Source organism: Lacinutrix sp. (genome assembly GCF_023299985.1).
GTDB lineage: Bacteria > Bacteroidota > Bacteroidia > Flavobacteriales > Flavobacteriaceae > Lacinutrix.
Genome location: NZ_JALZVX010000107.1, coordinates 26,489 through 39,161, shown reverse-complemented (window position 1 = coordinate 39,161; position 12,673 = coordinate 26,489). Strand labels below are relative to the sequence as shown.

At 30.8% G+C, this 12,673-nt stretch carries 11 protein-coding genes; 3 read left to right on the top strand and 8 right to left on the bottom strand.

Going from position 1 to position 12,673, the window contains the following annotated elements:
• The first annotated feature begins 105 nt into the window (after window positions 1–105).
• Window positions 106–945: a hypothetical protein gene (locus Q0C58_RS05430; RefSeq protein WP_290698530.1), complete on the top strand. Its 840-nt coding sequence runs from the start codon at window positions 106–108 to the stop codon at window positions 943–945.
• Between the two features lie 220 nt (window positions 946–1,165).
• Here the strand turns inward: Q0C58_RS05430 and Q0C58_RS05425 are convergent, their stop codons facing one another.
• The 5 genes from Q0C58_RS05425 to bshC form a co-directional block, all read right to left on the bottom strand.
• On the bottom strand, window positions 1,166–1,396 hold the full coding sequence (locus Q0C58_RS05425; protein ID WP_290698533.1) for a DUF3820 family protein: 231 nt from the start codon (window positions 1,394–1,396) through the stop codon (window positions 1,166–1,168).
• A 23-nt stretch (window positions 1,397–1,419) separates the two neighbouring features.
• On the bottom strand, window positions 1,420–1,968 hold the full coding sequence (locus Q0C58_RS05420; RefSeq protein WP_290698527.1) for a hypothetical protein: 549 nt from the start codon (window positions 1,966–1,968) through the stop codon (window positions 1,420–1,422).
• 49 nt (window positions 1,969–2,017) lie between these two features.
• Window positions 2,018–3,985 (bottom strand): LysM peptidoglycan-binding domain-containing protein, encoded by a 1,968-nt coding sequence (locus tag Q0C58_RS05415; RefSeq protein ID WP_290698523.1) that lies wholly within the window; start codon window positions 3,983–3,985, stop codon window positions 2,018–2,020.
• 202 nt (window positions 3,986–4,187) lie between these two features.
• Window positions 4,188–5,720, bottom strand: a complete 1,533-nt coding sequence (gene guaA, locus Q0C58_RS05410; protein ID WP_290698521.1) for a glutamine-hydrolyzing GMP synthase — start codon at window positions 5,718–5,720, stop codon at window positions 4,188–4,190.
• Between the two features lie 55 nt (window positions 5,721–5,775).
• Window positions 5,776–7,371 carry a bacillithiol biosynthesis cysteine-adding enzyme BshC gene (bshC, locus tag Q0C58_RS05405; protein WP_290698518.1) on the bottom strand — a complete coding sequence of 532 codons (1,596 nt, stop codon included), beginning with the start codon at window positions 7,369–7,371 and terminating at the stop codon, window positions 5,776–5,778.
• A 129-nt stretch (window positions 7,372–7,500) separates the two neighbouring features.
• On the opposite strand from bshC, the gene Q0C58_RS05400 reads away from it, so the two are divergent.
• Window positions 7,501–8,760, top strand: coding sequence for a carboxypeptidase-like regulatory domain-containing protein (locus Q0C58_RS05400; protein ID WP_290698515.1), 1,260 nt, complete (start codon window positions 7,501–7,503; stop codon window positions 8,758–8,760).
• A 146-nt stretch (window positions 8,761–8,906) separates the two neighbouring features.
• On the opposite strand, the gene yaaA is transcribed toward Q0C58_RS05400, so the two are convergent.
• The 3 genes from yaaA to Q0C58_RS05385 all read right to left on the bottom strand — a co-directional run bounded on the left by yaaA (window position 8,907) and on the right by Q0C58_RS05385 (window position 11,378).
• Complete coding sequence (gene yaaA / locus Q0C58_RS05395; RefSeq protein WP_290698512.1) at window positions 8,907–9,665, bottom strand: peroxide stress protein YaaA; 759 nt, start codon at window positions 9,663–9,665, stop codon at window positions 8,907–8,909.
• Between the two features lie 102 nt (window positions 9,666–9,767).
• On the bottom strand, window positions 9,768–10,814 hold the full coding sequence (locus tag Q0C58_RS05390; RefSeq protein ID WP_290698509.1) for an RluA family pseudouridine synthase: 1,047 nt from the start codon (window positions 10,812–10,814) through the stop codon (window positions 9,768–9,770).
• Between the two features lie 6 nt (window positions 10,815–10,820).
• Window positions 10,821–11,378, bottom strand: coding sequence for a PASTA domain-containing protein (locus Q0C58_RS05385; RefSeq protein WP_290698506.1), 558 nt, complete (start codon window positions 11,376–11,378; stop codon window positions 10,821–10,823).
• Between the two features lie 181 nt (window positions 11,379–11,559).
• Here Q0C58_RS05385 and Q0C58_RS05380 point away from each other — a divergent pair, with 181 nt between their 5' ends.
• Window positions 11,560–12,543 (top strand): D-alanine--D-alanine ligase, encoded by a 984-nt coding sequence (locus Q0C58_RS05380; protein ID WP_290698503.1) that lies wholly within the window; start codon window positions 11,560–11,562, stop codon window positions 12,541–12,543.
• The last annotated feature ends 130 nt before the right edge of the window (window positions 12,544–12,673 follow it).

Below are 12,673 nucleotides of genomic sequence, written 5' to 3'. Positions count from 1 at the left end.
AAATTTAAAAATTCGGCTTGTGTTTAACCGAATGGTTCGTGCGCTTTTTCCGCCCTACTATTCTTATACAAAACCGTTGGCAACAATTTAAAGTTTATAACTATAATGAGAAAATCGAATATAATATTAAGTTTATTGATAATCCTAATATTCTTTGGATGTAATACCGAAGATGATAATGTTACTCCCTTAGATAATGTTATTCCGATAGAAAATGTACTATATGTAAAATCAATAAAAACAGCAAATACTGATAATAGTTACTTAAATCAGTTTTATACTTATGAAAATAATTTATTGACAAATATGACGGCTAACTCAATTTATGCAGCTACTTACTCATATAATAATGACAATAATGTTATCACAAAACAAAATAGTAACGAAAATCATACATATGAATATGATAGTCAAGGTAGATTAATAAAAGAATTAAATATTGATACTAACAATTATTATGAGCTTATTTATTCTTCTAATAATGTGTTTATTAATGAGTCTCACAACGGTAACTTAACAACTGTTAGTGAATTAACGATTAATTCTAATGGAAAAATAACCAAGGTAAGACTGCTCAATAGCACTACTTCTAATTTATATACGGTTCTAGAATACTTATATGATAATTCAGGAAATATTATTAAATTAACTTACACGGAACCAATTAATGGAGGCTCTGATACAATCATAAGCTATCAATATGACCAAAATAAAAATCCATTTTATTACGCTTTAAAAAGTTTTCGTAATAATACTTATTATTTAGAATGTAAAGACGGTATTCCAAACTACATTAACAGAGGCTTTACACCAAATAATATCAATATGATTAATTATGAAACTTACTCAAATTCAAGGGAGTATAACTATGAGTATAATTCAGATGGATATCCTATATCGCGTAATATAACAACTCAAGATACATATTTTTTGTATGAATATTAATAAAAACTATTGCCAACAATGGCTATAATTAATACGGGTTTTGTTGCTTAACCCAAAGTTTAGAGCTTTTAACCAAGTCCGCCAAATCTTTTTGATTTGGATTTATAAAGAAAAAAATAAAACAAAATAAAAAGTTTTAGCTAAGTGCTTAATCGGAAATTAATTACTTTTAATTCCCGTACTAATCATAGCCGAGACGTTAAACGAAATTCCTCAAAAATTAAATCTTAGAAAAATTTCGCTGTATATTCCTTACCAATTCTTCTAGCCCATTCACTTTAAGCGTGTAAACGGTTTCTAGCATTTCGCCTAATTTTCCTTTTGGAAAGCCTTTATTGTGGTACCAGACCACATAATGTTCTGGCAAATCTATTAAGTATCTGCCTTCGTATTTACCAAAAGGCATTTTGGTATGTGCTAACTTAATTAAAAAGGTTTTATCTGGCTGGATTTCATTCAAAACTTAAAATGGTGTTATTTACTTGGGTGTGATTTAAACTTTTCTAGTCGTTTTAATTCTTTATTTACAAAAGTTACCCATCTTAGTTGTTCTTCTTTGTTAATGGAGTAATTAGTTTCTGAATCGTAACGTTTTTGCATGGTCTCCAAATCTATATTCGCTTGTTTGTGCAACGCATCTAATTGCTTGGCAATTGCCTCAGACGCTTTTAATTTTGAAATGTGCTGTCTAAAATATCTAACGCTTAGCTCTGTAATATTAAAATGAAATTGCTCATGTTTTAAAATATGAGCGTCTGCTATTTCTTTTTTACACCAAGAATGTTCTGGATAAAAATGTGCAAAGACTTCGGTTTTAAAACCTGTAACACCACGAATACTACTTTTTTCTACAGAATAACTAAAAGTAATACCAGAAGCTGTAACTGCAGCTGCATTAGAGTTTACATCTGGTTCGCCTTTAAAATCTTCCCAATTAAGTTTACGGTTTTCGTGCCAAGAAAACTCTGGAGTATCACTTTGAAAACAAAATAAGAAACTAACAAGTACTAAAAATTTGTTCATAGCGTATAGTTATTTTGCTGAAGTAATTAAAACGAGATACAGACTATGCTTATTGCTTTACTTCGTCAATCTTTAAATCGTTATACTGCACGATGTAAACACTTTCGTTGTAATAACCACCAAATAATTTCTTTTTGTAAGCAAATTTATTCTCGATGTAAGAGGTCATTGGCGCATCTATTACAGATTGATATAAATCTTGAGACGTTACTGTACGCAATACCACATCCATTGTTAAGTCGAAACCACGAATAGCATATTCATTTGGCGAAATATCGTATTGTTTTTTATACTGCCTTACAAATGAATTACTAGATTCCGAATCTAATATTTTAGAGATTGAAGGATATGTAAAATGAAGATTAGACAAATGGTAATTTGAAACTTCTTCGTTTTCAAAAGCTTTATTTTGATCTGTAGTTGTTAGTGTAATTTTAATTTCGTCTGTTTGCAATCCGTTTAAAATACTAGCAACATTGGATACAAAACCTGCATTGCTTGTTTCTAAAAACACAACATTATTTCCAGGTTTAATAATGTCTATAAAATCATCGCTAGTTAAATTATAAGCGTCTTTTTTTGTTTTCTTATCTATACGTGAACTTACTAATTGCGCATTAGCAAATTTTGCTTTTAATGTAGTACTTGTTGCTTTATTTTTTTGGTCTGAAACAACTACAATTTGCGAAGTAGAATCTGTTTTAAAATAATCTATAATTTTAGATTTTAAAACAGCATCATCTGCTCTTGATCTAAACACATTCCGTCCAACCTTAACCTTATTCATTATTGGCGAAACTACTGGTACATTGTCGCGTTCTAAAGCACTTGCTGCAGCATTAAAGTTATTTATAAGTAATGGTCCAATTACTGCATGAGTATTAGAAAAATTGTTGTTTCTTATTATTGAATTAACTTCGCTTAATCTGTTTTGCGTATCGTAAACATCTACTTTTAAGTTAACACCTAATTTTTTAAGAGAATCGAAAGCTACTAAAACACCAGAGTAAAGATCTAAAGTAATGTTTAACGTTCTATCATTTTTTATTTTTTGTTTGGCATCGAAAACAGAGTCTGTGTTAATTTTATTTAATTTAAAAGGCAACATTACAGCTATGTTTTTTACACTTAAATCTGTAACATTATTGGACAACTTAATGGTCTCTATAGAAGCACCTGTTCCATTTGCTGTATTATCATTTTGAATACTATTAATATAAGCATCTAATGGTATTTTTAAAATCATGCCTTCCTTTAATCCTGTAGTAGCAAGTTCTGGGTTTAAACGTTCTAAATCTGTTTGCTCTAAACCTAGTTTTACTTTTAATCTGTAAAACCCTTCTTTTGGTAATACTTTGTAATAACTATATTTTTCGTCAAAAGCTTTAACTTTATTAGTTTCTAAATTAGGAACATTAATGGTTTGACCTGGCTTTAACATGCTTGGTATGTTTGGATTTAATGCTTCTAATTCTTGTACAGTAATACCATATTTGTATGCAATACGCCATTTTCCTTCTTGAGGCTTAACAACATAAGTAGTACTGTCTTCTATTTCTGGAGCAACATCAACATAAGTAATTACTTTTTTATATACTGGAATTTCTAATTTATCTCCTTTTCTAAGATTGTTAGCATACAAAAATTTGTTATGCTTTTTAATCTCTTCTATTTCTACATTATACTTTTGAGAGAGACTAAACAAAGTCTCTTTTCTTTTTGTTTTGTGTTTTATGTAGCGATCTAGAGTTTTTTCTACAACCTTCTCTTTGCCAGATGTTGCTGTAGTTGTTGGAGTGCTTCCTGCTTTTGGTATAATTAATACTGAATTTGATCTTAATTTCTCTCTTGCATCTGGATTTAGCTTATAAATATCTGAAGTTGTTATTTTATATTTTTTTGCTATGCTCTCTATTGTTTCACCAGATTTAACTCTGTGTGTATTATATTTCTGTGCATTTGCAGAGGCACAAGTAAATAGTATTAATAGGGTAAGGATGTAAATTATTTTCTTCATATAGTATTATACGTTGTAAATTACGTTAGCGGTTGTAATGGCATCCCTTTTTTTTTTTAATACTTCAAAACTATAATTAAAATTACGATGCTTTTAAAAGATACTGAAACAAGTTCAGCATAAAAAAAGATATAATAAAAAACGCGGCCCTTGTGGTAACACCCAAATTATTATAATAGATTCCTTTCTTCAAAGGAATTTGTTATTCCCATTCTATTGTTGCTGGTGGTTTACTACTAATATCGTAAACTACTCTATTAACGCCTTTTACTTTGTTTATTATATCATTACTGGTTTTTTGCAGAAACTCGTAAGGTAAATTCACCCAATCTGCTGTCATACCATCTGTACTTTCTACTGCTCTAAGTGCAACGCATTTTTCGTACGTACGCTCGTCTCCCATTACTCCAACACTGTTTACTGGCAACAAAATTGCTCCTGCTTGCCATACTTTGTCATACAATCCTGCAGTTCTTAATCCGTTAATAAAAACAGCATCTACTTCTTGCAAAATACGAACTTTTTCTGGAGTAATATCTCCTAAAATTCTAATGGCCAAACCTGGTCCTGGAAAAGGATGACGACCTAACAAGGTTGGATCCATATTCATTGACGCTCCTACGCGACGAACCTCATCTTTAAACAAGGCTTTAAGTGGCTCTACGATTTTAAGTTTCATAAAATCTGGTAATCCACCTACATTGTGATGACTTTTTATAGTCGCACTTGGTCCTCCTGTTGCACTTACACTTTCTATTATATCTGGATAAATTGTACCTTGTGCTAAATAGGTTACATTTTCTATTTCGTTAGCTTCGTCATCGAAAACCTCAATAAATACGCGACCTATTGCTTTACGTTTTTCTTCTGGATCACTCTTTCCTGCAAGTGCATCCAAAAAGCGTGCCGAAGCATCTACACCTTTTACGTTTAAGCCCATACCTTTGTACTGCTCGAGCACATCTGTATATTCATTTTTACGTAATAAACCGTTGTTTACAAAAATGCAATATAGGTTTTCGCCAATGGCTTTGTGTAATAACATTGCTGCTACCGAAGAATCTACTCCTCCAGACAAGCCAAGCACTACTTTATCGCTTCCTATTTGCTTTTGGAGTGCTTCTACAGTTTCACCAACAAATGCGTTTGGTGTCCAGTCTGCATTTACATTTGCTATGTTAATTAAGAAGTTTTCTAGTATTTTTTTTCCATCTGTTGAGTGGTAAACTTCTGGATGAAATTGTATTGCGTAAGTTGTTTCGCCTTCTATTTTGTAAGCTGCATTTTTAACGTCGTTTGTGCTTGCTAACAATTTTCCGTTTGTTGGTAAGCTCTTTATAGTATCACTATGGCTCATCCAAACTTGACTCCCTACAGATATGCCTTTTAAAAACGCATCGTTTTCTACTAAACTAAGGTTTGCACGTCCATATTCACGTGTGTTAGATTCTGCTACTTCTCCACCAGAAAAATGAGCTAAATATTGTGCGCCATAACACACAGCAAGCATAGGTTTTACACCACGAATACATTTTAGGTCTGGATGAAAAGCCTCAGAAGACCTAACAGACATAGGACTTCCTGAAAGGATAACAGCTTTATAACCGTCTAAATCTTTTGGAACTTTATTGAATGGAAATATTTCTGAATAAATATTAAGTTCTCTAACTCTACGTGCAATAAGTTGTGTGTATTGCGATCCGAAATCTAAAATAAGTACTTTGTCGTGTTGCATACGCAAAAATAGTAATTGTCTTGAAAACTACGAATGTAGATTACTAATTTTTTACTTAAAATGTTAACAATGTAAACTCTCCTTTTAAAGGCTCTAAATTTTCTATTAGATTAGGAATTAATTCTTCTCCAAACTCTAAATATAATTCTGAGAAATTAGTGTTTCGTTCTTGTAAACTGCCATTTGGAAATAGCTCGTTTTGAAGCTGCGTCATTCGTGCTACTTGGTCTTTTAACTTTCTTTTTTGAGCTGTTAGCAAACGTTTTTCTAGATTTTGCAATCCGTTAATTTGCTTTTTTTCTTGTGCTAAAACTGCACCTAAAAAGGATTCGTCGGTTTGTTTAGCTAAATCATGCAACTCTTTAAATTGTATTTCCAAGTGTTTAATTTGCTCTGAAAAATCTATATCTATATTAGAAATTTCTCTAACTTTTTTATTTATGAAAGATTCTCTTTTTAAGAAAACATCTTTATTAGAGATGTTTAGTTTCTTTAATTTATTTGCTTGCTGTTTCGTTTTTATTAATACTGAATTACGCAATAATAACATTGGGAATACTACGTTATTAAATTCGAAATTAGATTTTAATTGAAACCAATACGCCATTTCTCCGCCTCCGCCAATATAACAAAGGTTTGGCAAAATAACTTCTTGGTATAATGGTCTTAAAATTACATTAGGCGAAAAACGCTCTGGGAAATCATCGACTTCTTTTAATAATTCGCTCTTACTCCAAGATATGTTTGTATTAAATACTTTATAAATTTCGTTTTCTAATACTATGCGCTCACGAACACCTTCTGTTATGTAAAAAAGATTTATTTCTCTTGGGTTTACTTGTATTCCAAAATCTAAGGCTTCTATTTTTTTATTCGTTTCTAATACGTTTTGTTCTGATACGCGATCGATTAGCTCTCTCTTTATATGCGGAATAAATAAACGTTTTAAATCTTTATTATTTGCTTCTACGATTACTAAACCATAGACTTTAAATAATGCGTTTGCAATATACTTTGTAGCATCTGCTAAATTACTATGCTCTAAATAGGCTTTCTTAAATAACTCGCGTAAAGCATCTGCATTTTTACCTATACCTAGTTCTTTAGAAAAAATTTCGAGAACAGTGTCTAAACCTTTGGTTGTTAACTCTCCAACTGCTCCTGAGGCTTCTCGATGCCATTTAACTTTTTTTCCTTTAAAATTAAAATAGTTTATTTCTTCAAAATCATGATCTTCGGATGCCATCCAATAAATAGGCACGAAATTATGTTTTGGATATTCTGACTTTAGTTGATTAGCCAAATTTATAGTCGATACTATTTTGTGTAAAAAATATAATGGCCCAGTAAATAAATTTAGCTGGTGTCCTGTAGTTACAGTAAAAGTTTTGCTATCGTTTAAAGCATCTATATTAGTTAAAGTAGCTTCAGATGTATCAAAATTTTTGTATTGCGTTTTTAGAACCTGAGCTAAAATTGTTCTGGTTTCTTGTTTAAAAGAGGCGTTCTTTTCTTCTATTTGGGCTTTAAAATTTTCAAGCTTAGGAAAACGATTGTAAAATGACTTTAGCGTTTCAGCTTCAGCTAAATAGTCGCAAATAAGTTTAGAAAAATATCCTGTGTCTTTAAATGAAATACAGCTTGATGGCATAAATAAATGATAATTCTGTGTAAATATAAGATTCTTTAGAATAAAGGCTGTCTTAAAATTAACATAAAAAACAACAAAAACTGATAGAGTTTAAGTAACTTTAATAAAAAAATACTTAATTCATTAAATATGAAAAATTTAAATATTAGTTCAAAAAAATTAATGTCCCTTACATTTCTTTTTTTATTAATTTCTGGCACTTTATTTGCTCAAAACAACAAAGAATTTAAAGGAATAGTTATAGATAAAGATTCTAACAATCCCTTACCATTAACAGATATAATGGTTATTGGCACAAACATTAGTACAGTAACAAATAGCGAAGGTGAATTTTTACTTAAAGTTCCAAACGCATATTTAGACAAAGCTGTTTTAATATCTTATTTAGGCTATAAGAAGTTACAAATACCGCTTTCAGAATTAAAAAAAAACAACTTTAAAATAAGTCTAACTATTGCAACAACTGTATTGGATCAAGTTGATGTAAACTATCCTAAAGATGCTATAACTCTAGTAAAAAAGACATTAAGTCTTAAAGCTGAAAATTATTTAAACGCAGAAACAGTAATGACGAGTTTTTACAGAGAGACTATTAAAAAACGTAATAAAAACGCATCGCTTTCTGAAGCTGTTTTAAAAATCTACAAACAACCTTACGTTAACAATAAAAAAGATGCTATTAAACTTGTTAAAGTAAGAAAAAATACTAATTATTCTCGCTTGGATACTTTGGCCTTAAAACTACAAGGTGGTCCTTTTAGCGCATTGAGTTCAGATATTATTAAATATCCTGAATATGTTTTTAGCACTAGTAATATAGACAATTATATATTTAGTTTTAACCAATCTACACAAATAAATAACAAGCTTGTTTATGTTGTTAGCTTTAAGCAAAAAGGAAATATTACAAAACCAATGTATTATGGAAAATTATATATTGATGCAGAAAACTATGCTTTAACAAGTGCTGTTTACAACCTTAATGTAAGCGATAGAAAACAATCGAGCGAACTCTTTGTTAGAAAGAAACCTGAGAAAGTTACTGTTTATCCAACAGAAGCTTTATACCGAGTAAACTATAGAGTTAAAGATGGCAAATGGCACTTTGGCCATAGTAATATTTTATTAACTTTTAAAGTGAAATGGAAAAACAAATTATTTAACAGTCGCTATACATTGCAGAGTGAAATGGCAATTACAGATTGGAATCAAAACACTACAGAATTTGTAACAAAACCAAAAAACAGATTAAAACCAAACACAATTTTGGCAGACGAGGCTTCTGGTTTTACTGATCCAGAATTTTGGGGAGAATACAATATTATTGAACCAGAAAAATCTATAGAATCTGCTATTAAAAAAATTAGTAAACAATTAAAGAAAGCTTAAGTTTTATTAGTTTAAAGTAATAAACATAATAAAGAAGGCAATATTTATATGGACAGAAATGACGAAAAAAAAAAAAAAAACGAAACGTATGCTCCCGTAAAATAGAAATTAGCAAAAAAATTAAGCCATAATTGTCTTGACCTTATTTATCTAGTAAAAACGAGATGATTTTTAGTAGACAATTCATCGCTTAAGCCATAACCTTCGGTTGTAAATCCTTTTAAGTCGTCTATTGTTTTAGCGTTAGCATCTACAATATATCTTGCCATTAATCCTCTAGCAAGTTTAGCATAAATGGCTACAATTTTATATTTACCGTCTTTAAACTCTTTAAAATCCACAGTTACAATTGGTACTTTTAAAGCACTTGTATCTATGGCTTTAAAATATTCTTTACTTGCTAAATTTACTAAAACTTCATCGTCTTTTAACTCATCATTTAAAGCAGACACAACGTCTTTTTTCCAGAATTCGTATAGGTTCTTTTTAGTACCAACCGGAAGCTTTGTACCCATTTCAAGTCTGTAAGCTTGCATTAAATCTAATGGTTTAAGCACACCATATAAACCAGATAATATTCTCACTTTATCTTGTAAAATATCAATATTCTCTACTGGAATTGTGTAAGGATCTAATCCTCTATAAACATCACCACTAAAAGCATATATGGCTTGTCTTGCGTTGTCTTTTGTAAATGGCAATTGCCAATCTTGATTACGCTCGTAATTAAGCTGCCCTAAAGCATCACTAACGTGCATAAGTTCTGAAATACCTTTGGCAGATTTCTTTTTAAGCACTTTATTTAAACGCTCTGACTGCTCTAAAAACTGTGCTTGAGTAGTTTCTGTGGTTGGCAATTCGCTTTTAAAATCTAAAGATTTTGCTGGAGATAATACGAGTTTCATAAATTCTATTTTCTGCTACGAATTTACAATAATATGTGTGTTTTTAAAATGCTATTAACAAAGATTTATTCTATTTAAAAATAGTTTTAATTAATATTACTATTAAACATCCATATGCTTACTATAACCTCTCCACTTCTCGATACACTCTTGCATATCTTGAGGTACAGGCGATTCGAAACGCATAAACTCTTTAGAAACAGGATGCTCAAAACCTAAGGTTTTTGCATGTAGTGCTTGACGTGGTAATATTTTAAAACAGTTATCTACAAATTGCTTGTATTTGGTAAAGGTTGTACCTTTTAGAATACGCTCACCACCATAACGCTCATCGTTAAAAAGTGTGTGACCAATATGTTTCATGTGCACACGAATTTGGTGTGTTCTACCAGTTTCTAGTTTACAAGTCACTAGAGTAACGTAAGTTAAGCGTTCTATAACACTGTAGTGTGTTACTGCTGGCTTGCCTTTATCTGCTTCATCGTCAAAAAACACGGTGTTTTGTAATCGGTTTTTAGGATGACGACCTATGTTACCTTCTATAGTACCTTCGTCTTCCTTCATGTTTCCCCAAACAATGGCAACATATTCGCGTTCGCTAGTTTTATCTTTAAATTGTTTAGATAAATGTGCCATGGCCTGTTCTGTTTTGGCAACCACTAACAATCCGCTAGTATCTTTATCTATTCTGTGTACCAAACCTGGTCTATCGCTAGAGTTTTTTGGTAGATTTTCAAAATGAAAAATTAATCCGTTAATTAAAGTTCCAGAGTAGTTTCCATGTCCTGGATGCACTACAATTCCTGCTGGTTTGTTAACTACCAATAGCACATCGTCTTCATAGACAATATCTAATGGCATGTCCTCACCAACCAACAAATTCTCGAAAGGTGGATGTGCTAATAGTACACGAATTTGGTCTAATGGTTTTACCTTGTAATTTGGCTTTACAGTTACTTCGTTTACATAGATATTACCATCTTTTGCTGCAGCCTGAATTTTATTTCTTGTTGCATTTTCTACTTTATTCATTAGCCATTTATCGATACGCAAAGGCGATTGTCCTTTATCTGCGATAAATGCAAAATGTTCGTAGCGAGTTTCGCCAGCTTCGTTTTGTTCTGGTAATTGTGGTGTATGTTTGTCCATTTATAATTAGTTAGGACGATTTCCGTTTCCTAAGACTATGTCTATTTTAGAGTGTTTTGGCAATAATGTTCCTGGCTTAAGAGATTTGCCTTCATAACGCAAACTTAATACTTCATCTTTACCAATATTATCTACGTAAGTTTTCTTTCCTATTTCAAATTCTAAAGACTCTAAAGTAGGTCTTGCTTGACGAAATGTACGATTAATAATATTTGGTACTGGAATTTTTCTATAGCCAGAAGGATTAAGTGTTAGGTATATTTTACGATTCTCTTTTACATCCTCACCAGCTGGTGGATCTTGTTCTATTACTGAGTATTTAGGATAACTAGGATTAAAATTAGCAGAATCCTGAATTTCCATAACCAAATTATTATCGTCTAATTCAATTTTGGCAACATCAATAGACTTGCCTGTTAAATTTGGAACGGTTTCAAAATCACCATGATTGGTAGTGTAATTAAGCCATTTAAAAATTATAAAACATAATACTACTAAAGCAATAATAGCTATTCCAAGTTGTTTAAAAAACGTTTTACTGGTTATAAATTTAATAATACTCATTGGTTTATTTTTGTTAAAAACTATTAGGCAAATATATAAAAACAAAAAGGTTTTCGTTTGCTATAAAATAAATGATATTTTTACAGCAGTAAGAAAGTATAGCCTTAATGTATACTTCTCTTCTCTTTTATTTAATTAAAGTTTAACGTTTTTAATATTATCGCTTTCGCGGAAACTAAAGATGAAAAAAAATATTGCCATAATAATGGGTGGTTATTCTAGCGAATACCAAATTTCTTTAAAAAGCGGAAACGTTGTTTTTAATACATTAGACAAAGATAAATACAATGTCTACCGTATTCATATATTTAAAGAAAAATGGGTTTTTGTAGATGCTTATGATCTTGAATTTTCTATTGACAGAAACGATTTCTCTGTTTTAATAAACGATACTAAAATTACATTCGATTGTGTTTTTAATGCTATTCATGGTTCGCCTGGAGAAGATGGTATTATGCAAGCTTATTTTGAGCTTATTGGTATACCTCAAACCAGTTGTAACAGTTATCAAGCAGCATTAACATTTAATAAACGAGATTGTTTAAGTGCGTTAAAACCTTACGGTGTTTTAACTGCTGAAAGCTATTATCTTAATCTAGGAGATGCTGTAAATGAAGACAAAATTATAGCAAAAGTAGGCTTACCTTGTTTTGTAAAAGCCAATAAAGCTGGTAGTAGCTTTGGGATCTCGAAGGTGCATAAAAAGGAAGCACTACAGGCTGCAATTGAGAACTCTTTTAAAGAAGACGATGAGATTATTATTGAATCTTTTCTAGATGGAACAGAAGTTTCTGTTGGTGTTATAACATACAATGGAGAAACAAAAGTATTACCAATTACTGAGATTGTTAGTGAGAACGATTTTTTTGATTATGAAGCAAAATACCTTGGTAAGTCTCAAGAAATAACACCTGCAAGAATTTCTAAATCTCAAGAAGACAAAGTAAATGCACTCGCAAAAAAAGTTTATACCTTATTAAAAATGAAAGGCTACTCAAGAAGTGAGTTTATTTTTAAAGATGGTGAACCACATTTATTAGAAATTAACACCGTTCCTGGTTTAACAAACGAGAGTATATTACCTCAACAAGCTAAAGAAGCAGGGATTTCTATGTCTCAATTATTTGAAAGCGCGATTACTGAAGCTTTAAAGGAAGAAAAATAGTAGCCCTTTTAATTTTAAGTATCTTTGTGGTATAAACTATACAAAAACTAAACCTTTTTTAGGTTAAAATTTTAATTTAAAGAAAGTTACCAACACTAGTTTTTAATGCTAAAAAATAGAATTGTGATTT

Bases quoted from the DNA above. Each gene is read 5' to 3' on its own strand.
- Q0C58_RS05430 (WP_290698530.1), top strand. From the start codon at position 106: ATGAGAAAATCGAATATAATATTAAGTTTATTGATAATCCTAATATTC.
- Q0C58_RS05420 (WP_290698527.1), bottom strand. From the start codon at position 1,968: ATGAACAAATTTTTAGTACTTGTTAGTTTCTTATTTTGTTTTCAAAGT.
- Q0C58_RS05415 (WP_290698523.1), bottom strand. From the start codon at position 3,985: ATGAAGAAAATAATTTACATCCTTACCCTATTAATACTATTTACTTGT.
- guaA (WP_290698521.1), bottom strand. From the start codon at position 5,720: ATGCAACACGACAAAGTACTTATTTTAGATTTCGGATCGCAATACACA.
- bshC (WP_290698518.1), bottom strand. From the start codon at position 7,371: ATGCCATCAAGCTGTATTTCATTTAAAGACACAGGATATTTTTCTAAA.
- Q0C58_RS05400 (WP_290698515.1), top strand. From the start codon at position 7,501: ATGAAAAATTTAAATATTAGTTCAAAAAAATTAATGTCCCTTACATTT.
- yaaA (WP_290698512.1), bottom strand. From the start codon at position 9,665: ATGAAACTCGTATTATCTCCAGCAAAATCTTTAGATTTTAAAAGCGAA.
- Q0C58_RS05390 (WP_290698509.1), bottom strand. From the start codon at position 10,814: ATGGACAAACATACACCACAATTACCAGAACAAAACGAAGCTGGCGAA.
- Q0C58_RS05385 (WP_290698506.1), bottom strand. From the start codon at position 11,378: ATGAGTATTATTAAATTTATAACCAGTAAAACGTTTTTTAAACAACTT.
- Q0C58_RS05380 (WP_290698503.1), top strand. From the start codon at position 11,560: ATGAAAAAAAATATTGCCATAATAATGGGTGGTTATTCTAGCGAATAC.